At 73.2% G+C, this 25,953-nt stretch carries 19 protein-coding genes; 18 read left to right on the top strand and 1 reads right to left on the bottom strand.

Annotation, left to right across the window (positions count from 1 at the left end):
• Nucleotides 1–1,210: 1,210 nt before the first annotated feature.
• From pyk to VGB24_RS14450, 7 genes are all read left to right on the top strand, one after another.
• The gene (pyk, locus tag VGB24_RS14480) at nucleotides 1,211–2,629 is read left to right on the top strand and encodes a pyruvate kinase (RefSeq protein ID WP_331073664.1); all 1,419 of its coding nucleotides are present in this window, start codon (nucleotides 1,211–1,213) and stop codon (nucleotides 2,627–2,629) included.
• Between the two features lie 115 nt (nucleotides 2,630–2,744).
• Nucleotides 2,745–3,521, top strand: coding sequence for an MBL fold metallo-hydrolase (locus VGB24_RS14475; protein WP_331073663.1), 777 nt, complete (start codon nucleotides 2,745–2,747; stop codon nucleotides 3,519–3,521).
• A gap of 338 nt (nucleotides 3,522–3,859) precedes the next feature.
• Complete coding sequence (locus VGB24_RS14470) at nucleotides 3,860–5,257, top strand: glucose-6-phosphate isomerase (RefSeq protein WP_331073662.1); 1,398 nt, start codon at nucleotides 3,860–3,862, stop codon at nucleotides 5,255–5,257.
• A gap of 4 nt (nucleotides 5,258–5,261) precedes the next feature.
• The gene (locus tag VGB24_RS14465; protein WP_331073661.1) at nucleotides 5,262–6,215 is read left to right on the top strand and encodes a diacylglycerol kinase family protein; all 954 of its coding nucleotides are present in this window, start codon (nucleotides 5,262–5,264) and stop codon (nucleotides 6,213–6,215) included.
• A gap of 479 nt (nucleotides 6,216–6,694) precedes the next feature.
• Nucleotides 6,695–9,625, top strand: coding sequence for an excinuclease ABC subunit UvrA (gene uvrA, locus VGB24_RS14460; RefSeq protein ID WP_331073660.1), 2,931 nt, complete (start codon nucleotides 6,695–6,697; stop codon nucleotides 9,623–9,625).
• A gap of 247 nt (nucleotides 9,626–9,872) precedes the next feature.
• The gene (locus VGB24_RS14455) at nucleotides 9,873–10,532 is read left to right on the top strand and encodes a carboxypeptidase regulatory-like domain-containing protein (RefSeq protein WP_331073659.1); all 660 of its coding nucleotides are present in this window, start codon (nucleotides 9,873–9,875) and stop codon (nucleotides 10,530–10,532) included.
• A complete protein-coding gene (locus tag VGB24_RS14450) occupies nucleotides 10,529–13,489 on the top strand; it encodes an adenylate/guanylate cyclase domain-containing protein (protein ID WP_331073658.1) in 2,961 nt (986 codons plus the stop codon). Before VGB24_RS14455 ends, VGB24_RS14450 begins: the two co-directional genes overlap by 4 nt.
• A gap of 47 nt (nucleotides 13,490–13,536) precedes the next feature.
• Here the strand turns inward: VGB24_RS14450 and VGB24_RS14445 are convergent, their stop codons facing one another.
• Nucleotides 13,537–14,157: a polysaccharide biosynthesis/export family protein gene (locus VGB24_RS14445; RefSeq protein ID WP_331073657.1), complete on the bottom strand. Its 621-nt coding sequence runs from the start codon at nucleotides 14,155–14,157 to the stop codon at nucleotides 13,537–13,539.
• 280 nt (nucleotides 14,158–14,437) lie between these two features.
• Here VGB24_RS14445 and VGB24_RS14440 point away from each other — a divergent pair, with 280 nt between their 5' ends.
• The 11 genes from VGB24_RS14440 (at nucleotide 14,438) to VGB24_RS14390 (ending at nucleotide 25,890) form a co-directional block, all read left to right on the top strand.
• Entirely contained in the window at nucleotides 14,438–15,712 is a 1,275-nt protein-coding gene (locus VGB24_RS14440; protein ID WP_331073656.1) for a hypothetical protein, read from the top strand.
• An 11-nt stretch (nucleotides 15,713–15,723) separates the two neighbouring features.
• Complete coding sequence (locus VGB24_RS14435; protein WP_331073655.1) at nucleotides 15,724–16,383, top strand: hypothetical protein; 660 nt, start codon at nucleotides 15,724–15,726, stop codon at nucleotides 16,381–16,383.
• On the top strand, nucleotides 16,380–16,676 hold the full coding sequence (locus VGB24_RS14430) for a PqqD family protein (protein WP_331073654.1): 297 nt from the start codon (nucleotides 16,380–16,382) through the stop codon (nucleotides 16,674–16,676). Before VGB24_RS14435 ends, VGB24_RS14430 begins: the two co-directional genes overlap by 4 nt.
• A 25-nt stretch (nucleotides 16,677–16,701) precedes the next feature.
• A complete protein-coding gene (locus tag VGB24_RS14425) occupies nucleotides 16,702–18,531 on the top strand; it encodes an asparagine synthetase B family protein (RefSeq protein WP_331073653.1) in 1,830 nt (609 codons plus the stop codon).
• Between the two features lie 89 nt (nucleotides 18,532–18,620).
• On the top strand, nucleotides 18,621–18,767 hold the full coding sequence (locus VGB24_RS14420; RefSeq protein WP_331073652.1) for a hypothetical protein: 147 nt from the start codon (nucleotides 18,621–18,623) through the stop codon (nucleotides 18,765–18,767).
• A 23-nt stretch (nucleotides 18,768–18,790) separates the two neighbouring features.
• Nucleotides 18,791–19,762, top strand: a complete 972-nt coding sequence (locus tag VGB24_RS14415; RefSeq protein WP_331073651.1) for a hypothetical protein — start codon at nucleotides 18,791–18,793, stop codon at nucleotides 19,760–19,762.
• Nucleotides 19,755–20,900 carry a 50S ribosomal protein L11 methyltransferase gene (locus tag VGB24_RS14410; RefSeq protein ID WP_331073650.1) on the top strand — a complete coding sequence of 382 codons (1,146 nt, stop codon included), beginning with the start codon at nucleotides 19,755–19,757 and terminating at the stop codon, nucleotides 20,898–20,900. The genes VGB24_RS14415 and VGB24_RS14410 overlap by 8 nt, the downstream gene beginning before the upstream one ends.
• Nucleotides 20,897–22,078 (top strand): nucleotidyltransferase family protein, encoded by a 1,182-nt coding sequence (locus VGB24_RS14405; protein WP_331073649.1) that lies wholly within the window; start codon nucleotides 20,897–20,899, stop codon nucleotides 22,076–22,078. Before VGB24_RS14410 ends, VGB24_RS14405 begins: the two co-directional genes overlap by 4 nt.
• Nucleotides 22,075–23,889, top strand: coding sequence for an ABC transporter ATP-binding protein (locus VGB24_RS14400; protein ID WP_331073648.1), 1,815 nt, complete (start codon nucleotides 22,075–22,077; stop codon nucleotides 23,887–23,889). The genes VGB24_RS14405 and VGB24_RS14400 overlap by 4 nt, the downstream gene beginning before the upstream one ends.
• A gap of 52 nt (nucleotides 23,890–23,941) precedes the next feature.
• On the top strand, nucleotides 23,942–25,405 hold the full coding sequence (locus VGB24_RS14395) for an aldehyde dehydrogenase family protein (protein WP_331073647.1): 1,464 nt from the start codon (nucleotides 23,942–23,944) through the stop codon (nucleotides 25,403–25,405).
• Nucleotides 25,405–25,890 (top strand): GNAT family N-acetyltransferase, encoded by a 486-nt coding sequence (locus VGB24_RS14390; protein ID WP_331073646.1) that lies wholly within the window; start codon nucleotides 25,405–25,407, stop codon nucleotides 25,888–25,890. Before VGB24_RS14395 ends, VGB24_RS14390 begins: the two co-directional genes overlap by 1 nt.
• Nucleotides 25,891–25,953 lie beyond the last annotated feature (63 nt).

The following is a 25,953-nucleotide window of genomic DNA, read 5'->3' as shown; positions in this document are numbered from 1 at the left end:
GCGAGGCGCGGGTGGGCAGGTCCGGTGCTCGGGCCGGCGCCCCCCATCCCCAACCCTTCCCCCGCAAACAGCCGCGGGGGAAGGGAGCCAGCCCGGCACGCCACCGAAGTGGATGGGGCGCAACAGCCTGTCATCCTGAGGCCCAGGCGCGCCGAACCGGCCCGTACACCGGGCCACGCGGGGCGAAGGATCCAGCCGCGGACACGTACAACCCGGGACGCGGCAGCGGTCACCATGGCCGAGGCCGCCCCCCGTTTCCACTCCTGCCACTCCACGGACAGGGTGAGCGACGGATCGTCGGGCCAGGGGCGGGCCGGGGCGGGACCAGGGGCGGGACCAGGGGCGGGACCAGGGGCGGGTAAACCCGCGTCTGGAACAGCGGAAAGCCCCGACTCGGGCCGCTGTCGCGTCCCGCTCGGGGCTTCACCTGCATGCGCTCGGCACCTGCCGACGCGAGCGAATTCTCCCCTCTCCCGCTTGCGGGAGAGGGGCCGGGGGAGAGGGCAGCCGCGGCATGCGCCGAAGCACTCTGAACGCACCAGAGCCCGTCAGCGATGCCGGCCGAGCATCAGATATACGCGCGCGCACGGCCCCGGCCCCCTTCCCAATGAGAGTCCCAAAGCAGCCGAAGCGCACACGAATTCTCCCCTCTCCGCACGCGCAGCGTGCGGGGAGGGGCCGGGGGAGGGGCCTCCCGCGGCATACGCCGGCCCCGTTCGAGCCCCCCCGACATCGCGGCCTCTGCACGGGTGACCGCTGCCGCGCCCGGGCTTGGAGGCGCCCTACGTTAGATCCTTCGCCCCGCGAAACAGGGTGTGCGGGCTGGTTCGGTGCGCTTGGGGCTCAGGATGACAGGTCGTGGTGCGGCACAGGAGTCGTGGTGCGGCACAGGAGTCGTGGTGCGGCACAGGAGTCGTGGTGCGGCACAGGAGTTTGAATGCGCACGGCACTGGCTCCCTTCCCCCGCGCAGTTTGCGGGGGAAGGGCTGGGGATGGGGGGCGCCGCGGCCCCCGCCGAGCCACGATCCCCCTCCCTGTTCTGTAGCCCACCCTCCATCATCCCATTTGTCACGAATCCTACCGATTCCCGCGCCCGGCCCTTGCGCGCGCGGGCGGCGGCGGCATGTTGTCCCGCTCACCCCGGCGGTGGGGGGCCTGCGGTCCGGTCCTTGCCCGCCGCCGGAGGAGCGAACAACCCGACGGACTGCCGATGCAAAGACGTACCAAGATCGTTTGCACGCTGGGCCCCGCCTCGTGGTCGCCCGAGCGCATCGCGGCGCTCGTCGACGCCGGGATGGACGTGGCCCGGATCAACTTTTCGCACGGCGAGCTGGACCGCCACGCCGAAACCATCGCCAACGTCCGCGCGTGCTCGCGCGAAAAGGGCCGCCCCATCGCCATCCTCGGCGATCTGCAGGGCCCCAAGATCCGCGTGGGCGTGCTGGGCGAGCCCGTGGTGCTCAAGACCGGCGACCGCGTGGTCTTCGCCCCCGAGGGCGAGCACCAGGAGGGCGAGCTTCCCACCACCTTCAACGAGCTGGCGCACGACGTGGAGGTGGGCGAGGTGGTGCTGCTGGCCGACGGGCTGATGGAGCTGATCGTCGAGGAGGTGGAGGCGCCGCGGGTGACCATGCGCGTGATCCACGGCGGCGAGCTGACCAGCAACAAGGGGATCAACCTTCCCAACACGCTGGTGAGCATCCCCTCGCTGACGGAAAAGGACCTCCGCGACCTGGACTTCGCGCTGGAGCAGAAGCTGGACTACCTGGCCCTTTCGTTCGTCCGTTCGGCCGAGGACGTGAAGGACCTGGTCAGCCGCATTCCCCCCGGCGGGCCGCTGGTGGTGGTGAAGGTGGAAAAGGGGATGGCGCTGGAGAACCTGTCGGCCATCCTGGAGTCGTCGGCGGCGGCGATGGTGGCGCGCGGCGACCTGGGGGTGGAGCTGCCGTTCGAGCGGGTGCCGCTGGCGCAGAAGCGGATGATCCAGATGGCGAACGGAGCCAGCCGGCCGGTGATCACGGCCACGCAGATGCTGGAGTCGATGATCGAGAACCCGCGCCCCACCCGCGCCGAGGCGTCGGACGTGGCCAACGCCATCATCGACGGCACCGACGCGCTGATGCTTTCGGCCGAGACGGCGACGGGCAAGTTTCCCGTGGCGGCGGTGCAGGCGATGGTGCGCATCGCCCAGGAGATCGAGGATTCGCACATCCTGGAAACGGGGCCGCACTACGACATCCCCATCGACCCGGGGGTGGACGGCACCACGCCCACGGAACGCGCCATCGCCGGCGCCACGGTCGAGGCGGTCCGCCGGCTGAAGGCGCCGCTGATCCTCACCTTCACCAGCAGCGGCTCCACGGCCCGCGTCGTTTCTTCGTTCCGGCCGCCGGTGCCCATCCTGGCCATCACCGGAAATCCGCAGACCTACCAGCAGCTCGCGCTGGTGTGGGGCGTGATTCCCGTGGTGTGCTCGCGCGAGGCCACGTACGCGGAGATGATGGAGTGCGGCCGCGAAGAGGCGGTCAAGCGTGGCCTGGCCCAGCCCGGCGAGCGCATCGTGGTCACGGCCGGCCTGCCGATGCACAAGGCGGGGACCACCAACCTGCTGCAGGTGGTGGTGATATGAGGGAGTGCGTGAGTGCGGCAGTGCGTGAGTGCGCCAGTGTGCATGCCGCCGCGCGGATGCGGGAAGCGAGTGCCGTTTACTCCCGCACTCACGCACCCCGCACTCACGCACTTTCGTGAAGCTGCGGTTCCTGGGGACCGGCACCAGCTTTGGGGTGCCGGTGATCGGGTGCGACTGCGGAACGTGCACCTCGGCGGACCCGCGCGACCGGCGGACGCGGCACGGCGCGCTGGTGACGGAGGGCGGGCGGCGGCTGCTGGTGGACACGCCGCCGGAGCTGCGGCTGCAGCTGGTGGCGGCCGGCGTGCCCATGGTGGACGCCATCTGGTTCACGCACTGCCACGCGGACCACGTGCACGGCCTGGACGACGTGCGCGTGTTCTCGCAGCGCGGGCGCGGAGCCGTGGAGGTGTTCGCGGGGGGCGAGTGCGTGGCGACGCTGGAAGAGCGCTTCGCCTACATCTTCGACCATCGCGTCCGCCCGCTGGAGGGCACCTCCAAGCCCGAGGCCACGCTGACCGCGGTGCGCCCGTACGAGCCCGTGTCGGTCGCCGGGTTCGACGTGCTGCCGGTGCCGGTTCCGCACGGGCCGCTGCAGGTGTACGGCCTGCGCATCGGGGCGCTGGGGTACATCACCGACGGCAAGAGCCTGCCGCCGCGCACGCTGGACGCGCTCCGCGGCGTGCGGGTGCTGGTGCTGAACGCGCTGTGGTTCGGCAACCCGCACCCCACGCACTTCAGCGTGGAAGAAGCGGTCGCGGCCGCGCGCGAGGTGGGCGCCGAGCGCACGTACCTGACGCACATGAGCCACCGCGTCTCGCACGCAGAGCTGGAGGCGCGCCTTCCGGACGGCATCTTCGCGGCGTACGACGGCCTCGAGGTGGAGATATAGAGGCTGCCCGCCAAGCGAGGACGCGCCACGGCCCTCCGGACTGAACGTCAGCAGGTAGTCCACGAAGGTGGACTTCGTGTGCTTGTTGCAGCGAATTCATTCGCCCGTGCTGGCGTGGGTCGGCACCGAACGCTTCACGCGAAGGAGAAAGGGAGCCCGGGTTTGGCACGGGGTCCGCTTTGGCGCTCAGCGCGAGGTGTGTGGCGGATCCTTCAGTCGCTGCGGGCTTGGGTGCGGCGGCGCGTTCGGCGGGGCCGCTCCTTCAGGATGACATCCCAGGCTCTTTTCGCACCTCCGCACTAACGCACTCACGCACTCACGCACTAACGAACGCCGTCATGATCTCGCTCGACTACAACAACATGCTCTCCACCCGGCTGGGCGGCCGCGGGATCGATCCGGCCCGGCTGGAGGCGATGGCCGGGCGCTTCCGCGACGCCCACGCCGACACCGCCAGCCGCCGCGACTCGGGCGAGATGGGCTTCTTCGCCCTGGGCGACGGCGGTGAGACGGTCAGCGAGATCCAGCGCTTCGCCGAGGGCGCCGGGCAGGCGTTCAGCAACCTGGTGGTGCTGGGCATCGGCGGGTCGGCGCTGGGGACCACGGCGCTGCGCACCGCGCTGCTGCACCCCCTGTGGAACGAGCTGGACGACGAGGCGCGCGAGTTCTTTCCGCGGCTGCACGTGCTGGACAACGTCGATCCCGCCACGTTCAGCGCGTTCCTGGACCACGTGGACCTGCGCCGCACGCTCTTCAACGTGGTGTCCAAGAGCGGCGGCACCGCCGAAACGATGAGCCAGTACCTGATCATCCGCGAGCGCCTGCAGGCCGAGCTGGGTGACGGGTACCGCCGGCACCTGCTCTTTACGACGGACCCGGAGAAGGGCGTGCTGCGCGCCCTGGCCCGCGAGGAAGAGATCGCCACGCTGCCGGTTCCCTCCAACGTGGGCGGGCGGTTCAGCGTGCTTTCCGCCGTGGGGCTGCTTCCGGCCGCCATGGCGGGCATTGACGTCGCGGCGCTGCTGGAGGGGGCGCGGGAGATGGCGAAGCGGTGCGAGAGCGACGACCTGCGTACCAATCCCGCGGGGATGTTCGCCGCGCTGCAGTACCTGGCGGCTACGGAATACGCGGCCCCCATCCACGTGATGATGCCCTACTCCGACCGCCTTCGCGACGTGGCCGACTGGTTCCGCCAGCTGTGGGCCGAGAGCCTGGGCAAGCAGAACACCCGCGACGGGTCCGAGGTGTTCGCCGGGCCCACGCCGGTGAAGTCGCTGGGCGCCACCGACCAGCACTCGCAGGTGCAGCTGTACATGGAGGGGCCCTTCGACAAGACCATCACCTTCCTTGCCGAGCGCGACTTCGAGAAGGACGTGCAGATCCCCTCCGCCTACCCGCACCACGCCGAGTTGGCGTACCTGGGCGGCCACAGCATGGGCGAGCTGCTGCGCACCGAGATGCTGGCCACCGAGGCGGCGCTGGCGCAGCGCGGGCGGATGAACATGACCATCGAGGTGCCGCGGGTAGACGCGCACGCCATCGGCGGGCTGTTCATGATGCTGCAGATCGCCACGGTGTACGCCGGCCACTTCTACGGCGTGGACCCGCTGGACCAGCCCGGCGTGGAGCTCGGCAAGCAGCTTACCTACGGCATCATGGGCCGCCCGGGTTTCGAGGAGCAGCGCGCCGAGTGGGAGAGCCGCGCGGCCAAGGACGACGCCTTCGTGCTCCGCTGACCGGGTGAGCGACCAACCCATCCGGCACACGGCGTCGCCGCCGGCCATCGTTCCCGGCTCGCGGACGATGATCGTGATCAACCCCGCGGCGGGCCAGCTGGACACGGAGCGCGCGCTTCGCCTGCTGGCCGGGGCCTTCGCCGTCCGCGGGGCCAGCTTCGACGTGGTGCACACCCAGGCCGGGGGCGACGCCGAGCGCGCCGCCCGCGAGGCGGCCAGCCACGGCTACCGCGCGGTAGTCGCCGTGGGCGGCGACGGAACCGTGGCCGAGGTGATCACGGGGCTGGCGGGGACGTCCGTGCCGCTGGGGATCATCCCCAAGGGCACCGCCAACCAGGTGGCGTGCAACCTGGGCATTCCCGGCGACATCGAGGGGGCCGTGGACGTGGCGGTGAACGGGGTGGTGGCGCCCATCGACCTGGGGCAGCTGGGCGACGGCCGCTACTTCGCCCTGGCGGCGGGCGCGGGGTGGGACGCGGCCGTGATCTCCGCCGCCACCCGCGAGCTCAAGGACCGCTGGGGCTTCGGCGCGTACGTGTTCGCCGCGCTCAAGGCCGGCATCACGCCGCCGGTGGCACGCTACCGCATTACCGCCGACGGCGTGGAGACGGAGGTGGACGCGGCCATGGTGCTGCTGGCCAACATGGGCCAGTTCGTCGCGAAGCCCTTCCCCTCCGTCGAGGTGCACGTGGGTCCCGCGGTGTCGTACCAGGACGGCATGCTGGACGTGTGCATCTTCGCGCCCCGCACCCTTCCCGACGTGGCCGCGCTGCTCTGGCGCGTGGCCAGCCGCCAGTACCTGGGCGACGAACGGCTGATCTACCTAAAGGCGGCGGAGATCACCCTCGAGTCCGACCCGCCGGTGATCACGGAGTTCGACGGCGAGGTCATCGGCCACACCCCCCTCACCGCCCGCTCCGTCCCCGGCGGCGTCACCGTCCTTGTGCCGCGGACCTGATTCGGGCCGGCGGATCGCGCCGCGTCCAACCCACGCACCCAAGGCCTGTCATCCGTGAGGCCCAGGCGCACCGCACTCGCCCGCAAACGAGACCACGCGGGCCGAAGGATCCAGCCTGAGACACGTACCAACCCGGGCGCGGCAGCGGTCACCGAAGCCGAGGCCTCGGCTGCCGCGGGGCCCTCACCCGTCCGCGCTGACACGCGTCCACCCTCTCCCACAAACAGCGTGGGAGAGGGTGTACACCCCAGTCGCATGCACCCCACCCGCCGAATCGCAATCGAATTCTCCCTTTCCCCTGCGAAGCGGGGGAGAGGGCCGGGGAGAGGGGGCTGCCGCGGCATGAGTGGCAGCCAGCCGAACCCCGATCGAAGTTCTCTCCGGCGAGCGGCAGCCCGAACCGGCGAAACGACGGCGCATCTCCCGAAAAGTGCACCCCGAGAGTTGAAGCGCGGCGCGCCGGGCGGTAACTTGTCTGGATGGCAGAAGAAAACCTGATCGTCCGCGGTGCGCGCGAGCACAACCTCCAGAACGTCGACGTCGAGATCCCCCGCGACAAGCTGACCGTGATCACGGGCTTGAGCGGGAGCGGCAAGTCGTCGCTGGCCTTCGACACCATCTACGCCGAGGGGCAGCGGCGCTACGTGGAGTCGCTGTCGGCCTACGCCCGGCAGTTCCTGGGCATGATGGAAAAGCCCGACGTCGACTCCATCGAGGGCCTGTCCCCCGCCATCTCCATCGAGCAGAAGACCGCCGGCCGGAACCCGCGCTCCACGGTGGGCACCGTCACCGAGGTGTACGACTACCTGCGCCTGCTGTGGGCGCGCGCGGGCACCCCCCACTGCCCCAGCTGCGGCAAGCCGGTCGCCCGGCAGAGCGCCACGCAGATCGTGGAGCGGCTGGTGGAGCTTCCCGAGGGCACCTGGCTGGAGGTGCTGGCGCCCGTGGTGCGCGGCCGCAAGGGCGAGTTCCGCGACCTGTTCGAAGAGATGCGGCGCAAGGGGTTCACCCACGGCCGCACCGACGGCGAGGTGCACCGGCTGGAAGAGCCCCCCGTGCTCAACCGCCGCGCCAACCACGACATCTCCATCTTCGTGGAGCGCAAGGTGGCGGTGGAGCCCGACAACCGCGGCCGCATCGCCGACGCCGTGGAGCAGGCGCTGCGCGCGGCCGAGGGCGTGGTGCAGGTGGTGGCGCACACCCCCGGCGCGGTAGACCCGCAGCCGGAACTGTTCAGCGAGCACTACGCCTGCGCCGAGTGCGGCATCAACATCCCCGAGCTGGAGCCGCGCCAGTTCTCCTTCAACTCGCCCTACGGCGCCTGTCCGGCGTGCGGCGGGCTGGGCACCCGCAAGGAGCCCAACCCCGACCTGGTGCTGGCCGACAAGTCGCTTTCCATCCTGGAAGGCGTGGTGCTGCCCTGGGGGGTGCCGCGCGGGCACCTTCGCGGCACCATCCTCGAGGGGCTGGCCGGCGCGATGGGCTTCGACCTGAACGCGCCCTGGCAGGAGCTACCCGACGAGGTGCGCCGGGTGCTGATGTTCGGCGTGGACGGCAAGGCGGGGCCGGCGGCGAAGGCGGCGCCCGGGGCCAAGGGCGCGGCGCCCAGGAAGATCAAGTGGGCCGGCATCATCCGCGACGTCGAGCAGCGCTACCAGGACAGCACCAGCGACTCCGTGCGGGAAACGCTGGAAGAGTACATGAGCACCCTGCCTTGCGGCACCTGCCACGGCGCGCGGCTGCGGCCGGAAAGCCTGGCCGTCACCGTGGGCGGCCGGTCGATGGGCGACGTGGTGGGGCGCCCCGTCTCCGAGGCGCTGGAGTTCTTCGACGAGGTGGATGCGCTGCCGCACCTGCAGCGCGACATCGCGGGGCCCATCCTCAAGGAGGTGCGCGAGCGCCTTTCGTTCCTGGTGAACGTGGGCCTGGAGTACCTGACGCTGGGCCGCTCGGCCGAGACGCTTTCGGGCGGCGAGGCGCAGCGCATTCGCCTGGCCACGCAGATCGGCTCGCGGCTGGTGGGCGTGCTCTACATCCTGGACGAGCCCTCCATCGGCCTTCACCAGCGCGACAACGAGCGGCTGCTGGAAACGCTCAAGGCGCTGCGCGACCTGGGGAACACCGTGTTGGTGGTGGAGCACGACGAGGAAACCATCCGCGCCGCCGACTACGTGCTGGACCTGGGCCCCCGCGCTGGGCGGCACGGCGGTCGGGTGGTGGCCAAGGGCTCGGTGGACGACATCACCGCCGCCCCCGAGTCGCTGACCGGCGCCTACCTGCGCGGCGAGCGGCGCATCGAGATTCCCGCCGAGCGGCGCCAGCCGGCCCTGGGGCGCGAACTGCTGATCCGCGGCGCGCGCGAGCACAACCTGCGCGGGCTGGACGTGCGCATTCCCCTCGGGTGCTTCGTGGCGGTGACGGGGGTGTCGGGGTCGGGCAAGTCCACGCTGATCAACGACATCCTGTGGAACGTGCTGGGCCGCCGCTTCTACCGCGCCAAGTCGGTGGCCGGCCTGCACGACGGCATCGACGGGCTGGAGCTGCTGGACAAGGTGGTGGACATCGACCAGTCGCCCATCGGCCGGACGCCGCGCAGCAATCCGGCGACGTACACGGGGCTGTTCACCGTCATCCGCGACCTGTTCGCCGAGCTGCCCGAGAGCAAGATGCGCGGCTACACGCCGGGGCGCTTCTCGTTCAACGTCAAGGGCGGGCGGTGCGAGGCCTGCCAGGGCGACGGGCTGGTGAAGATCGAGATGCACTTCCTGCCCGACGTGTACGTGCCCTGCGAGGTGTGCCGGGGCAAGCGGTACAACCGCGAAACGCTGGAGGTGTTCTACAAGGGGCACTCCATCGCCGACGTGCTGGAGCTTACGGTGGACGAGGGGCTGGAGGTGTTCGAGGCCGTTCCCCGGCTGCGCCGCCAGCTGCAGACGCTTTCGGACGTGGGGCTGGGCTACATCCACCTGGGGCAGGCCGCGACCACGCTGTCCGGCGGCGAGGCGCAGCGGGTGAAGCTGGCGACCGAGCTTTCCAAGCTGGCCACGGGGCAGACCTTCTACATCCTGGACGAGCCCACGACGGGGCTTCACTTCGAGGACGTACGGATGCTGCTGCAGGTGCTTCACCGGCTGGTGGAGCGCGGCAACACGGTGCTGGTGATCGAGCACAACCTGGACGTCATCAAGACGGCCGACTGGATCATCGACCTGGGGCCGGAGGGCGGGCCCAAGGGCGGCGAGGTGGTGGCCGCCGGCACGCCGGAAGAGGTGGCGATGAACCCGCGCTCGCACACCGGGCGCTTCCTGCGCCCCATCCTGCCCGGCGCGGCGCCCGCCATCACCCCGGCCGCCCCGGCGGAGCCCGCCGTGAAGAAGCGCGGCCGGCCCCGTAAAGCGGAGCCGGCCTGAGGTTCGTGTCGTCCTGTCGGACCCCGATGTGACGGTGACGAGGACGACCAAGCGATCACGCGGAGACGCGGAGGAACTGATGAGCCGCGGAGGTCCTTCCTCCGCGGCTCTCGCGTTTTCTCCAGTCGCGACGTCGGCGATGGTGCTAGTCGGCTCAGCGCCCCTCTCGCCCCGCTGGTTCGGGCGGGCGGCGCGGCTTATCTTGCGGTTCCCGCTTCACCTTCCGCCGCGCCGCTCTCCCCCTCCGATGCCCCACCGCTTCCGCGCCGCTCGTGCCCTGCTAGTCGCCGCCATCCTCGCCGCCCTTCCCGGCACCACCGCCGCGCAGTCCGGCGGCACCATCGAGGGGCAGGTGGAGCTGTCGCCGCGCGCCGCCCGGCGGGTAGCCTCCAGCTATCCGGGCGCGGCAGGCGGAACCCACGTCGTGGGATCGGTGCCGGCCGTGGCCTTTTTGGTGGGACGCATCGCGGGCACGCCGCCAGCCTCACCGCAGCGGCCCCGCCTGTCGCAGCAGGACACCAGCTTTCACCCCGCGCTGCTCGTGGTGCCCACGGGCGCGAGGGTGGAGTTTCCGAACGGCGACCCCTTCTTCCACAACGTCTTTTCGTACTCCCCGGTCAAGCGGTTCGACCTGGGCCGCTACCCCCGCGGCGAGTCGCGGACGGTGACGTTCGACCGCCCCGGCGTGGCGAAGGTGTACTGCGAAATCCACCAGTGGATGCGCGCGGCGGTGGTCGTAGTCGAGAACCCGTACCACGCGCTGGTGGGCGCCGACGGCCGGTTCCGCATCGCCGGCGTTCCCGCCGGGCGCTACCGGCTGACGGTGTGGGACGTGGACCGGGGCGAGCGGACGGTGGACGTGGTGGTTCCCGCCTCGGGGACGGCCCGCGTGCGGCTGCGGCTGTGAGGCGCCTGGCGGCGTTGCTCGCGCTGCCGCGCACCAGCTTTCGCGCGCGGCTGCTCCTGGCACTCGTCGGCTCGGTGGGGCTGCTGCTGGCCGCCGCCCTGCTGGTGGTGCGGGTGCAGACGCGCCGCCAGGTGGCCGTGATGGTGGACCGCGCCGTACAGCGGACCGACGCCGCGTATCGCGAGATGGAGGAGGCGCGCCTGCGGCAGCTGCGGGGGTACACGGCGCGCTTCGCGGGGAGCAACCGCCTTCCCGCGGCGCTGGAAGAGGCCGTGCTGAGCCCCGGCGCGGCCGAGTTCCTGGGCGAGACGGCGCTGTACGAGCTGCAGCTGGCCGGCATTCCTGACGCCCTCGCCGCGTTCGGAGCGCGGGACGGGAGCCCCGTCGCGGCGGTGCTGGACGGCGCGCCCCTGCCGGACGCCGGCGCGGCGCTTCCCGCCTCGGCGGCGTCGGCCGTGGCGGGACCGGCGGAGGGCGTGGCCTCGCACCACCGCGTGGGCGGGCGGCTGTACACGGTGCAGACGGTGCCGCTGGCGCTCTTCGGTGAGCCGGTCGGCACGCTGACGCTGGGGATTCCGCTGGACGATGCGGCGGCGGCGCAGCTGGGGCGAAGCGTGGGCGCGGAGGTGTGCTTCCTGGCGGACGGGCGGTGTGTCGCCTCCACCCCGGGCGTGCGGCGCGGCGGGCTGGACCGCCGGATGCGCGACGCGGCCCGGGCGGGGGCGCGCCGCCGGACCCGCTGGAACGGGGCGCGGATGGCGCTGGTCCCGGCGCGGCTGGCGTCCGGCGGCGGGGCGCAGGAGGTGACGCGCATCGTCGCCATCCCGCTGGAAGACGTGCTCCGCCCGTTCGACCAGCTGGAGCGCGCGCAGGCCGCGGCGGGCCTCGTTTCCCTTCTCGTCGCGCTGGCGCTGGGGACGGTGCTGTCGCGCTCGTTCGCGCGCCCGGTGCGTGCGCTGGTGTCGGCGACGCGCAAGGTGGCCGAGGGCGACCTCGAAACCCGCGTGGCGGTGGCCGGCCGCGACGAGCTGGGGACGCTGGCGGCGGCATTCAACGAGATGACGCACGGGCTCATGCTCAAGGAGCGCTACCGCGGCGTGCTGGACAAGGTGGTTTCGCGCGAGGTGGCCGACGAGCTGCTCAAGGGCGAGATCCGCCTGGGCGGCGAAACGCGCGACGTCACCTCGCTGTTCGCCGACGTGCGCGGGTTCACGTCGCTGGCGGAGGGAATGGACCCCGAGCGCGTGATCGGGCTGCTCAACGAGCTGGTGGGGCGGATGGGCGCGGCGGTGGAGGCGGAGGGCGGGGTGGTCGACAAGTTCCTGGGCGACGGGCTGATGGCCATCTTCGGCGCGCCGGGGGTGCAGCCGGGGCACGCCTTGCACGCCGTGCGCGCCGCCGTGCGGATGCGGGACGCCGTCGCCGGGGTCAACGCGGAGCGGGCGGTACGGGGGGAGGCGAACGTGGAGGTGGGGATCGGCATCAACAGCGGCCCGGCGGTGGCGGGGAACATGGGCTCGCCGGGGCGGCTGAACTACACGGTGCTGGGCGAGTCGGTGAACCTGGCCTCGCGCCTCTGCTCGTCGGCGGCGGGGGCGGAGATCCTGGTTGCGCGGGCCACGTGGGAGCGGGTGGAGGACGAAGTGGACGCCGTCCCCGGCGGCGTGCGGAGCATCAAGGGCCTGTCCGCGCCGGTGGAGGTGTTCCGCGTCCGCGGCCTGCGTGCGGCGGGGCGCATCCCCGTGCCGGGGCTGGCCGTGCTGGCGCTCGCGCTGCTGGCGTGCGCCCCCGCCGCCGCCCAGCCCCTGCCGGCGCTGGCCGACCTGGGCGCCACGTGGACGTCGCCGGGGGGCACGGTGCAGGTGACGCCGCGGGGACGGCTGGAGCTGGAGGCGAACCTGCCCGGCGAGGCGCGCGCCTGGCAGGTGCCGGGAGCGGAGCCCGTGTTCCAGCCGCGCGCCGCGCTCTTCCTGGACGCGTTCGCCGGGTCGCGGTGGTACGCGGGGTTCGCCGCGCACGCAGAGCGCGCGCGGCCGCTGGGCGAAGAGGACGTGAGCGTGCGGATCGAGCAGGCGTTCCTGCGCTGGAGTCCGTTGGGCGGCGACGGCCTGTTCGTGCAGGCGGGGCAGTTCGTCTCGCCCTTCGGCAGCTATCCGGCCCGCCACCACACCCCCGCCGACCCCTTCATCCGCCCGCCCCTGCCGTACGACCATCGGACGATCCTCAGCGCCGCGCGCGTTCCCGGCGGCGCGGCCGGGTTCCTCCGCTGGAAGGACGATCCCGCGGTGCACCGTCCCGAGGGCGCGCCACCGGTGTGGGCCGCGCCGTATCCCACCGGCGCGATGGTGGGCGCGCGCGCCGGGCGCCTCGACGGCCGCGTCGCGGTGCTGACCAGCGCCCCCTCGGCCGAGCCGCGGCGCTGGCGGTTCCGCGCAAAGGACGCGGCGCCGTCCCTGGCCGCATCGGCGGGCGTTCGATTGACGCCCGGGGCGCGCATCGGCGCGTCGTTCAGCCGCGGCCCCTACCTGGAGCCGTCGCCGCTGCAGCCGGCGGCCGACACGATCGACGCCGACGAGTTCCACCAGCAGCTGTGGGCGGTGGATGCATCGTTCACGCGCGGGTGGGTGGAGGCGCGCGCGGAGGTGATCGTGGACCGCTGGGAGGTGCCGAACGTGAGCGAGGACCCGCGCGACCTGTCGTGGACGGCGGAGGCGAAGGTGAAGCTTTCGCCCGCGCTGTTCGTGGCGGGGCGCTACGGGGCCATGCGCTTCAACCGGATCGGGGCGGTGGGCGAGCAGGTGCGGTGGGACTACGACGTGGACCGCGCGGAACTGGGCGCGGGGCTGCGGCTGGGGCGCCACACCGAGGTTCGCGCCGAGTACCTGCGCCTGCGCACCGGCGCGCCGCCGGCCGGCGACGACGATGCGTTCGCGCTCCGATGGGCCTGGGTGTTCTGAGGAGTGCCCGCCCGCCGGCGTATGAAAGGAAAGCCGGACGGGACTCGCTACTGCTGCTGCTGCACGAGCAGGATGGCGCCGACCAGCGAGGCCACCGCGCCGACCACGCTCGCCACGATCGAGATCGTTTCGCGCAGGGTGTTCGTGCGGCGCGGGACGCGGATCTGGTCGCCCGAACGCACCCGCATGGCCGCCACCTCCGGCGTGGGGCGCAGCAGGTCCAGCTGGACTTCGCGCCCGTCGCGGAACAGGACGGCCCGGTCCAGCCGCGCGTTCTCGGTGCCCCCGCCGGCCGTGGCCACCGCCTGCAGCAGCGTGGTTTCGGGCGACAGGTTGTACAGGTTGGGAAGCCGCACCTCGCCGCCCACCCCCACGCGGTGAAGGAAGTCGAACACGAACTGCGGCTGGCGCTCGTACTGGCTCAGCGCGGTGCGCAGCAGCTCCTGGATCTGCGTGCGCGACACGCCCACCACGCGCACCCCGGTCAGCAGGGGGTGCAGGAGGGTGCCGTCCGGGGCCACGGTGAACTCGCCGGTGAACTCCGGCTGGCGCCACACGGCCAGGCGAACGACGTCGCCCGGGCGCACGGAAACGGAGTCGCCCGCCTGCGCGGCGGCGGGCGCGGCGAACGGCAGCGCGAGCAGGAGCAGGAGAATCGATCGGCGCATGGCAGGACGTGCGTACGGGTGGACGAAACGGCGCTCGATGCGCCGGCACGGGCGGCGCGCAGGCGGCGTCCCCCGTACCCGCCACCCCCGGGCGAATCGCATGCCGCCCGCCGCGGGAGGCAGGCACCCCGGGCGCACGGATCGTCCAGCCGTAAGCCTTGTGCCCACACCCGTTCACGGCGATATTGGACGATCAAGTCGCGAAGCCACGCCGGTTTGCCCTCCCCCGGCCCGCGATCCGTTTACCGCACGGCCATCACGACAGAGCACCCGCCCGCCCATGCGCATCGGCACGCGTACGATCCTGCTGCTGGCCGCCGCCCTGGTGGCCTGGCCCGCCAGTGCCCAGGGGTCGCGGCTGGCGCCGGCCCTGGTGCGGGAGTGCACGTGCGCCGCCCTGCGCCCCTCGCCGGGATCGTGGACGCGGCGCGACCGCCATGCGCAGGTGGATACGCCCCCGGCCCTGCCCGGTGCGGGGCGCGGCGCGCCGGATCCCTGTGTCCCCCCGGCGGTGCGCCCGGCCCCCGCGGCCGACACGCTGCCCGGCGGCGGGCGGCCGGCAGACCCCTGCACGGGGCGCCCGGCACCCGGGTCCGGGCAGCCCCCGGCCGGCGGAGCGCCCACGCAGCAGCCGGGCGCCCAGGGAGCGGGCGCCCCCGGCGGATCGCCGGCGGCCGGGGGCACGCCGCCCCCCGGCACCCAAACGGGGGTGATGGTCCCCACGGGGCCGCCCACGGACGTCACCTCTCCCGCCCTGCCTGCGCCTTCCGGCGAAGCCGCGCCGCCCGTTCGCGCCACCGCGCCCGACCCCGCGAAGGCGGACCAGAACCGCGGCCTGCTCGGGCTGCAGACCCTGGCGCTTCGCGACGTGGTTCGGCCGGGACCCGCCGGCAGCATCTCGGTGCCCACCGGCTTCGGGGTGGAGTGGGGTGAGGTCTTCGTCGGCGCCGCCTACCAGGCGCGCACCCGCTACACCGACGAGCCCGACGCCGGGCTGGTGATCGGCACGGGCGTCGGCAGCCGGCACCTGCTGGCGCTGGAGGCGGCCGTCACCTCGTATTCCACGGTACGCGGCGGGGGCCCGGGCGAAACGGGCGGCGTGAGCTTCAAGCTGCACCGTTCGCTCTCGAGCGACGCCGGCATCGCCGCGGGGTACGAGAACGTACTGACCTGGGGCGGCAGCGACGCGGACCCCACCCTGTTCGTGGTGGCCAGCAAGGTCGTGCGGCGTACGCGCCGGGCCGGCGCCTGGCTCGACGCCGGCGTGCTCACGCTGGGCGTGGGCAACGGCCGCTTCCGCACGGAACAGGCCGACCTGGACAGCATCCAGACCCTCAACGTCTTCGGCGCCGTGGGCGTGCGCGTCACGGAGCTCGTCTCCATCGCCGGCGACTGGACGGGCCAGGACGTGAACGCCGGGTTCTCCATTACGCCCTTCCGGCGCTTTCCGCTCGTGATCACCCCCGCCGTGGCCGATATCCTGGGCACCGCCGGCGACGGCGCGCGCTTCATCCTGTCCGTGGGCTACGGCGTGGGCTTCCGCTCCCTCTTCTGATGCAGGGCCTCATGATGCGAATCGCACTTCTCGCGGCCGCCGCGGCGCTGCTGGCCGCCGTTCCCGCCGCCGCCCAGCCGAATCGCTCCGACATGACGGGCCCGGGGCTGGCCGGCAGCGGCGTGGCCGGCGTGGGGTACCACGGCGCCGCCTTCCGCGACATCGAGAACGCCCTCTTCCGCCGCGCCGAGGGCCGGGTGGTGTTCCGCAGCCCGGCCATCGCCTGCCGGGTGATGGCGCGTGCCGTGACGGAAGCCGTGGAGCTGCGCGACGGCGGGCTGCGACCCCCGCGCCGGTGGGAGAACGCCGCGCCCTTCCAGCGCCAGGCCCAGGCCGACGTGGCCGCGCTGCTGACCGAGCAGGGCACCGCCACCCCCGCCGCCCGCCGCGTGCTGGCCGCGGTGCGCGGCGGCATGCCGGGCGAGCCGGGCGACGAGCCCGAGCAGCTGGTGGCGGCGCTCGCCGGGCTCTTCCGCGAAGGCGACGGCGTCTGCCCCGCGCGCGAGCGCTGGGTGGTGGGCGAGCGCTGGGCCGCGGCGCTCCAGGCGTACGAGCACTTCGTGCGCGAGGCGCCCGATGCGTCGCTGGATCCCATCTCCCCGGAGCTGGCCATCATCGGCGTGGTCCTGCGCGACCTGGTCGACGCCGCCCTGGCCGCGTCGCGCGCGTGACGGAGGCCGTCCCGCGCCTCGATGCCACGTCGCGGGTGGTGGCGGCGCGCGACCAGGTGTCGGCCGACCTCGACGGCGACGCGGTGATCCTGAACCTGGCGGACGGCGTGTACTACGGGCTGGACGCGGTGGGTGCCCACGTATGGGCGCTGATGGCCGAGCCGCGCACCGTGGCCGAGCTTCGCGACGCCGTGGTCGCCGCGTTCGAGGTAGACGCCGCCACCGCCGAGCACGACCTGCTGGAGCTGCTCCGCGACATGGCCGCGCGCGGCCTGGTGGAAGTCCGCGGCTGATCCCCCGCCCCGCTTTCCGCGGACGATGAGCGGCATCGCCGGTATCGTTTCGGCCGGCGGCGCACCCGTCGATCCGGGCCGCCTGGCGCGGATGGCGGCGGCCCTCGCCCCCCGCGCCCCCGACGGAACGCGAACCTGGTCCGGCGGGCGCTGCGCCCTGGTGCACGGCCTTCTCCTCACCGGCGAAGAACCCGCTCCCCCGCCGCAGCCCTTTTCCGCCGACGGGCAGGTCCACGTCTGTGCCGACGCGCGCATCGACGGGCGCGAGGAGCTGGCCCGCGCGCTCGGGGCCGGCGGCATCGCGGCGGCCCCGGACGACCCCGCCGCCCTGCTGATCCACCACGCCTACCGCCTGTGGGGCGACGAGTGCGCGGCGCACCTCCTGGGCGACTTCGCCTTCGCGCTCTGGGACGCCCCGCGCGGCCGGCTGTTCTGCGCGCGCGACCCCTTCGGCGTCAAGCCGTTCTTCTACGCGCGGACCGCCGAGGCGTTTCTCTTCTCCAACACGCTCGGCTGCCTCGCCGCCGATCCCGCGGTGCCGGCCGGGCTGGACGAGGGGTGGATCGGTGACTTCCTGGTGCACGGCGACACGCAGGACGTGGCCGCCACGGTCCATTCCGCCATCCGGCAGCTTCCGCCGGCCCACACGCTGGTGGTGGAGGACGGCCGGGTGAGCATCCGCCGCTACTGGTCCCTTCCGGTGGACGAGGAGACGCGCTATCGCCGCCCGGGCGAATACGTCGACCACTTCGTCCAGCTGCTGCGCGAGGCCGTCCGCGACCGACTGCCCCCGGGCGCGGCGAGCTTCTTTCTGAGCGGCGGGCGCGACTCCACGTCGCTGGCGGCGCTGGCGAGGGAAACGATCGCGCGGGGCGAGCGGACGACGGAGCTGCGGGGCTACACCGCGTACTACGAGCGGCTGATGCCCGACCGCGAGCGGGAGTTCACCGAGCTGGCGGCGGACGCGCTGGCCATCCCTACCGAGTACACCCCGGTGGACGGGTACCAGGCGTTCGAACGATGGGAAACGCCCGCGTTCCGGCGGCCGCAGCCCACCGCCTCGGTGCTGATGGCCATCGAGGTGGACCAGCTTTCCAGCGCGGCGCGGCACGGCCGGGTGCTGCTGACGGGACAGGGCGGCGACGCCGTGCTGCGGGAAACGCGGTCGCGGCTGACGAAGCTGGCGGCGAGCGGGCGGCTGCTCCGTGCGGCGCGCGAGGCTGCGGAGTACGCCTGGCTGCACGGACGGGTGCCCCGCCCCGGCGTGCGCACCTGGCTGCACGAGCGGCGTGGCGGGCGGGCGTGGCGGGCAGAGGTGCCCCGCTGGGTGGACGCCGCTTTCGCGCGGCGCACGGGGCTGCACGACCGCGTGGCGGCGTGGAACCAGGGTCCCGCCGTCGTTCACCCGCTGCGCCCCGAAGCGTACGAGCAGCTGGCGGCGCCGCTGTGGCCGGGCATGTTCCTGGCCTACGATCCGGGGGTCACGGGCACCCCGGTGGAGGTACGCCACCCCTACTTCGACGTGCGGATCGTGCGCTACCTGTTGTCCATTCCACCCGCACAGTGGTATAATGATAAGGGCTTGCTGCGCATAGGGATGCGCGGGCGGCTTCCCGAGCGGCTGCTGCGCCGCCCCAAGTCGCCGCTGGTGGACGATCCACTGCGCGTGCGATGGCTGCAACAGGGCGACGCATGGCTGGGCGGGCGGAGTGTTACGGAAGCCGTGGCACCGTGGATAGACGTCGGCCGGGTGCCCGCCGCGGCGGGCGGACGCTCGCCGGAGCCGCCGGAACAGTGGTGGCAGGAGATTCGCCCGCTGGCACTTTCATTGTGGCTTTCGGCCCAACGAAGGTAATCCAGGGCTTTCCAGTCACACCAGCAACAAGAACGATCCGGGAACACCGCTCAGTTCATGACCTGAGCCCGCGAAGCCAAAGGAGCACCATGCAGAATTCCTCGCTTTCCGACGCGCCACGGCGGCCTTACCGCCGCCCCGCGCTCACCGTCTTCGGCGACATGCGCGAGCTTACGCTGGCCAGCATCTCGCAGAACATGAACGACCCCGGCCAATCGTCCCAAACGATGACCTGACGGGCCGCGGTACGCGCGCGCCGTTGCGGTTTCGTTTGTACGGGCTGCACGTCGACACCGACCGCCCGCTCCCCGGCCTTCATCCCGAACCACCTTCCGACGCCCCCGCCGACCTCTCGATGTGGCTGGGGCACGTTCCCGTGCACACCTTTTCCACCGCGCCCGAAGAGCCCTGGTACGTGTCGCCGCGCGAGGCGGGCGGCGACGGCCCCTCGCTCGTCGTGCACCGCACGGTGGACGGGGGCGCGTACCGGCTGCGCTACGCGGACGGGATCGAGTTCCGGATCGACGCGCGGGGCACGCGCGTGGCCTGCACGTGGCCCCCCGGGCAGACGCTGGAAGACGCGGCTACGTACCTGATGGGCTCCATCTGCGGCCTGGTGCTGCGGCTGCGGGGCACGCCATCGCTCCACGCCAGCGCCGTGGCGCTCCCCGGCGGCGCTGCCGCCGTGTGCGGGCCCCCGCAATCGGGAAAGTCCACCACCGCCGCCGCCTTCGCGGGCCGCGGCCGCGCGCTGCTCTCCGACGACGTGGTTCCGCTGCTGGACCGGGCAGACGGCGTGCACGTGCAGCCTGCCTATCCCCACCTGCGCCTGTGGCCCGACGTGCTCCCCGCCCTGTACGGCGAGGGCGCCGACCTGCCGCCCCTTTCGCCCAACTGGGAGAAGCGCTACCTGGCCCTGGAAGACGCCTTCCACCCCGCGCCCCTTCCCCTTCGTGCCGTGTACGTGCTGACCGGGCGCGAGACCGGAAACGCGCCCCGCTTCGCCCCGGTTTCCACCATCGACGGCCTGCTGGAGCTGGTGGCGAACGCGTACATGGGCTGGTTTCCCGATCCCGCGGCGCAGGCGCGCGAGCTGACGGTGCTCGCCAAGGTGGCACGCTCGGTTCCCGTCATCCGCGTGACGCCGCACGCCGACCCCCTGCGCGCGGGCGAGCTGGCCGCAGCCATCGAGGCCGATTTCACCACGCGCGCGGGGCCCGGCGGTGGCTGACTACAGCCTGCTGGGCTACGGCGACATGATGGCCGACCGCGTGCGGATGGATGCCTACGCCGCCGCGCTGGAACAGGCCGTCCGCCCCGGCTCGGTGGTGCTGGACATCGGCACGGGGGCCGGGATGATGGCCCTGCTGGCCTGCCGCCTGGGGGCGCGAAAGGTGTACGCCATCGAGCCGGCTGACGTGGTGCACACCGCGCGCGAGATCGCCCGCGCCAACGGCATGGACGGCCGCATCGAGTTCATCCAGGGCCTGTCCACGCGCCTGTCCCTTCCCGAGCGCGCCGACGTGGTCGTTTCGGACCTGCGGGGCGCGCTTCCCCTCTTCGGCCAGCACATCCCCTCCATCGTGGACGCGCGCGTGCGGCTGATGGCGGAGGGCGGCGTGCTGATCCCCCGGCGCGACACCCTGCGCGGGGCCGTGGTGGCGGCGGACGAGCGCCACTGCGAGCTCGTGGGGCCGTGGGACGAGGCGGCGCGCGGCTTCGACCTGTCCATCGCCCGCCGCGCCGCCGTGAACTCGTGGGTGCGGGCGAAGGTCCGCCCCCAGCAGCTGCTGTCCGACGCCGCCACCTGGGCGGTGCTCGACTATCCCGCGATCACCGATCCCAACGTCCGCGGACCGCTGGAATGGCGGGCGTCGCGCGCCGGGACGGCGCACGGTTTCGCGATGTGGTTCGATGCCGAGGTGGCGGAAACCATCGCGTACACCAGCGGCCCGCACGGGCCCGAGACCGTCTACAGCACCGCGTTCTTTCCGTGGCCCCGCCCCGTGCTGCTCGCGGAGGGCGACCAGGTGGCGGTGGAGCTTCAGGCGCGGCTGGTGGGCGACGAGTACGTCTGGGTGTGGGATACGCGCATCCAGTCCGCCACGGAGGGCACCGTCGAGTTCCGCCAGTCCACCTTCTTCGCCGAGCCGCTTTCGCCCGCGCGGCTGCGGGCGCGCTCGCACACCCATCGCCCCCGCCTGGGGGAGGAGGGTCGGATCGACCGGATGGTCCTGGAGCGGATGGAAGGCGCCGCCACCCTGGAAGAGATCGCCCGCGAGCTGGCGGCCGCCTTTCCCGCCCGGTTCGGCACCTGGGAAGCAGCGCTGACGCACGCCGGGCGGCTGGCGGAGAAGTACGGCGAGTGACGGACATCCAAGCGTCGTCCGGCGTGGACACGGCGCCCGAGGCCGCCCTGGTGCTGGCGGCCGCCCGCGCCGCGGTGGACGCGTCTGCCGCGGACGGGGTGGCGGCGATCGTCGCCCGCGGGGTGGACTGGGACGCCGCGCTGGCGCTGGCGGAAAAGAACCGGCTGACGCCGCTGCTCCACCGCCTGCTCGCCGGGCGCGCCGAGGTGCCCCAGACGGTACGTGCCACCCTGCGCGCGGCCTATGCGGCCAACGCGGGGGAGGCGCTTCGCTTGTCGGGCGAGCTGCGTCAGCTGGTTTCGGCGCTGGAGCAGGCGGGGGTGGCGGCGCTGGCGTACAAGGGCCCGGCGCTGGCGGTGCGCGCCTACGGCGAGGTCGCGCTGCGCACGTATTCCGACCTGGACCTGCTGGTGGCGCCCGGGGACGTGCCGCGGGCCTCGCGCGCGCTGGCGGAGCGTGGCTACGCCGCCGCCTACGCGTTCTCGCCCGCGCAGGAGCGGCTGTTCCTGTCGGTGGACGGCGACGTGCCGTTCCATCACCCCCACACGGGGACGCTGGTGGAGCTTCATTCGCGGGTGTCGTCGGCGCGCTTCTGCGTGCGCCTGCCCACGGCGGAGCTGATGGCCCGCGCCCGCCCCGTGTCCATCGGCGGGGGGACGGTGCCCACGCCGGCCGACGACGACCTGTTCCTGGCCCTGTGCGCCCACGGGGCCAAGCACCGCTGGGCACGCCTGGAATGGCTGGCCGCCGCCTCGGCGCTGGCGGCGCGGGCAGGAGTGGACCTGCGGGCGCTGGTCCATCGGGCGGGCGAAGCCGGCGCCCGGCGGACGGTGCTGCTGGCCCTTCACCTGGCCGGGACCACGCTCGGGCTCCCCGTCCCGCCACCACTGGCCGAAGCCGCCGCGGCGGATCCCGAGGTCCCTTCGCTGGCGGACGAGGCGCGGGGGCTGTGGTTCGCACCCGCCGGCGACGAGGAAAGCACCGCCGCCAACCTGCGCTTCAACTACCGCCTCTGCGACGGCCGGGCCGACCGTGCGCGGTACGCGGCGCGGTGGCTGTTCACCCCCACGCCGGAGGACTGGTCGTGGCTGCGCCTGCCCGGTCCCCTGGCGCCCGCCTACCGCGCGCTGCGGCCCCTGCGGCTGGCGCTGCGCTACGCGCCGGGGAGGGGGCGGTGAGCGGAAGCGCCACGGTGCGCTTCTGCCGCCAGCTCGCGCGCGACATGCCCGGCCCGGCCGCCGCCGCGGTGGGGCTGGCGCTGGTCGTCGCCGCGGGCGAGGCGGCGTCCGTGCTGATCCTGGCCCGGCTGCTGGCCCTGGCGGGCGTGGCGGTGGACGGAGGCCCCGCCGGGGCGCTGGCCCGGGCGGTGGACCGCCTGCTCGGCGCCGTCGGGCTGTCGGCGGAGCTGGGCCCGGTGCTGCTGCTGTTCGTGGGCGTCACCCTGGTGCAGGCGCTCGCCCGCCGGGCCGACAGCCTGGTGGCGCACAGGATGGAGCTGCAGACCGGGCTGCGCCTGCGCACGCGGCTGTTCGACGCCGTCGCGGGAGCGCGCTGGCTGCCCCTGGCCCGCCTGCGCGGCACCGACCTGCTGACCGCCCTGACCGGCGAGGCCGACCGGGTGGGTGCGGGGGCGGGGCACGCGGCCACGCTCCTGGCGCACGCGCTGATGGCGGTGGCGTACCTGGCCTTCGCCCTGCGCGTTTCGGCTCCCATCACCGCCGTCGCCTTCGCCTGCGGGGCGGTGCTCCTGCTGCTGCAGTCGCGGTTCCGCCGGAACGTCCGCGCCGCGGGCGAGGCGCTTTCCACCGCCTCGGCGGCGCTGACGTCCGCCGCCGGCGAGCACCTGGGCGCGCTGAAGGTGGTGAAGAGCTACGGCGCCGAGGACCGCAACGCCGCCCTGTTCGCCGGCACCGCCCGCCGCGCCGCCGAGGCGCGCGAGCAGGCGTGGCGCGCCTTTGCAGACAGCAGCGCCACCTTCAGCGTGGGTGCGGTGGGGCTGCTGGCCCTGGTGACGTACCTGGCGCTTTCGGTGCTGCAAGTGCCCGGCGCCACCGTGCTGCTGCTGGTGTTCCTCTTTTCGCGGCTGGTCCCCCGGCTGTCGTACCTGCAGGGGCTTCACCACATGATGTCGCGCGAGCTCCCCGCGTGGGAGCGGCTGACGGCGATGGCCCAGGCGCTGGAGGCGGAGCGGGAAGACCTGGAGCCGGCGCACGAGCGGGTGGAGCTGGCGCACTCCATCCGCATCGAGGGCGTCTCGTTCGGCTACGAGGCGGCGCGGGGCGACGCCCTGGCCGACGTGGGGCTGCAGATCGAGGCGCGCCGGACGACCGCCGTGGTGGGCCCCTCGGGCTCGGGGAAGACCACGCTGGCCGACCTGGTGATGGGGCTGGTGCGGCCGCGCGCCGGGCACATCCGGGTGGACGGCAGGACGCTGGACGAGTCGTGGCTGCGCGCGTGGCGCGAGGGGATCGGCTACGTGGCGCAGGACACCGTGCTCTTCAACGACACGGTGCTCGCCAACCTGCGCTGGGCCCGCCCCGAGGCCAGCGACGACGAGGTTCGCGAGGCGCTGCGGCTTTCGGTGGCGGATGGGTTCGTCGCCGCGCTGCCGGACGGGCTCCACACGATCCTCGGCGACCGGGGCGTGCGGCTGTCCGGCGGCGAGCGGCAGCGGCTCGCGCTGGCGCGCGCCCTGCTCCGCCGCCCCGCCCTGCTGATCCTGGACGAGGCGACCAGCGCGCTGGACGCCGAGAACGAGCGCCGCATCCGCGAGGCCATCCGCGGGCTGCACGGGCGGATGACCATCCTGATGATCACCCACCGCCTGCCCAGCGTGCGCGACGCCGACGTGATCCACGTGATGGAGGCCGGACGGCTGGTGGAAACCGGCTCGTTCGCCACGCTGATGGGGCGACCGGAGGGACGCTTCCGGCGGCTGTGGGCCAGCCAGAGCGGCGAGCTCGACCTGGCGGATCCACCGGCTTCGTAGATTCTCCCACCCCGCTGTCGAAACGCGGAGACCGTCCAATTGGAGGCTCGTCGTGCCGCTACTTCTCGATCCATCCACCGAGGCCGCCGACGACCCGGCGCAGATCGCCCGGGCGCGGCGGCTGTTCCAGGTGCAGCGCGAAAGCCGCTGGCGCGTGGCGCAGGGCACGGCGCGCGACCGGATCGCCAGGCTGCGCGGACTGCGCGCGTCCATCATCCGCCACCGCCAGGCGCTGTACCACGCCGTGCAGGCCGACTTTCGCAAGAACCCCGCGGAGTTCGAGATCACCGAGGTGCAGCTGGTGCTGGCCGAGATCGCCCACGCCACCCGCCACCTCAAGCGGTGGATGAAGCCGCGCCGCGTGCCCACCCCCGCCTTGCTGGCCGGCGGCCGCAGCCGCGTGCGCCACGAGCCGCGCGGGCAGGTGCTGATCCTGGCCCCGTGGAACTACCCCTTCCAGCTGCTGTTCAGCCCGCTCGTCGCCGCGGTCGCCGCCGGCAACGTCTGCATCCTGCGCCCGTCAGAAAAGGTGCCTCACACGGCGGCCGCCATGGCGCGCATCGTCGCGGACGCCTTTCCCGAAGACGAAGTGGCGATGGTGGCGGGCGGCATCGAAACGGCGGATGCGCTGCTCTCGCTGCCCTTCGACCACTTCTTCTTTACGGGCTCCACCGCGGTCGGCCGCAAGGTGATGCGCGCCGCAGCCGAGCACCTGGCCATCGTGACGCTGGAGCTGGGCGGAAAGTCGCCCGCGATCGTGGACCGCTCTGCGGACCTGTCCGTCGCCGCCGAGCGCATCGTCTGGGGCAAGTTCGTCAACGCGGGGCAGACGTGCGTCGCGCCCGACTACGTGCTCGTGCACCGGGACGACGCGCAGCCCTTCATCGCCGCCGCGCGATCCGCCATCGCGCGCTTCTACGGCGAAACGGACGAGGCGCGGCGGGCCAGCGAGTGCTTCGCGCGGGTGATCGACGGCCCGGCGTTCGACCGCATCGTAAACGTGCTGGACCAGACGGTGGCGGGTGGGGCACAGATCGAGGCGGGCGGGCAGCGCGACGCACGGGAGCGATACCTGGCCCCGACGCTCCTTTCCGGCGTAGAGTGGGATGCGCCGGTGATGCGGGGCGAGATCTTCGGCCCCGTGCTCCCCATCGTGGAGTACGCGTCGCTGGACGAGGCGCTGGCCCGCATCGGCGCGAGGGGCAAGCCGCTGGCGCTGTACGTGTTCAGCCGCGACCGGCGCGCCACGGAGCACGTGCTGCGCGGCACCACGGCGGGCGGCACCATCGTCAACCACGTGCTCTGCCACCTGGCCAACCCCGACCTGCCCTTCGGCGGCGTGGGCGAGAGCGGCCAGGGGAACTATCACGGCTTCGCGGGATTCCGCGCCTTTTCTCACGAGCGCGCCGTGCTGTCGATGGGGCGCGTGGGGCTCGGCCCGCTCTACTATCCGCCGTACGGGCCGCGGATGAGGCGCATCGCCAACCTGGTGTCGCGCTGGATGGAGCGCCGGTGATGCCCGACGCCGTCCGCATCCGCCCGGCGGAAGAGGACGACGTTCCGCTCATCCTGCGCTTCATCCGCGAGCTGGCGGACTACGAGCGGCTGCTTCACGAAGTGGTGGCGACGGAGGACCGGCTGCGGCGCACCCTCTTTGGCCCGCAGCCCGGCGCGGAGGTGGTGATTGCGGAGGACGGCGGCGAGCCGGTGGGGTTCGCGCTCTTCTTCCCCAACTACTCCACCTTTCTCGCGCAGCCGGGGCTGTACCTGGAAGACCTGTACGTGCGCCCCGAGGCGCGCGGGCGGGGGATCGGGCGGGCGCTGCTGGCGCACCTGGCCCGGCTGGCGCGCGAGCGCGAGTGCGGGCGGCTGGAGTGGTGGGTGCTGGATTGGAACGAGGCGGCGATCCGCTTCTACCACTCGCTCGGCGCCCGCCCGATGGACGAGTGGACCGTCTTCCGCCTCACCGGCGCCGACCTGGACCGGCTCGCGGACGAGTAGCGGATCGGCGGCGTCGATCCGTCAGCCGCGGGCCGCCTGCATCCTGCGCGGGCGGCGCTTCGC

The organism is Longimicrobium sp. (assembly GCF_036399935.1).
Classification (GTDB): domain Bacteria; phylum Gemmatimonadota; class Gemmatimonadetes; order Longimicrobiales; family Longimicrobiaceae; genus Longimicrobium.
The sequence above is the reverse complement of the archived record's forward strand: the minus strand, read 5'-3'. Positions and strand labels throughout refer to the sequence as shown.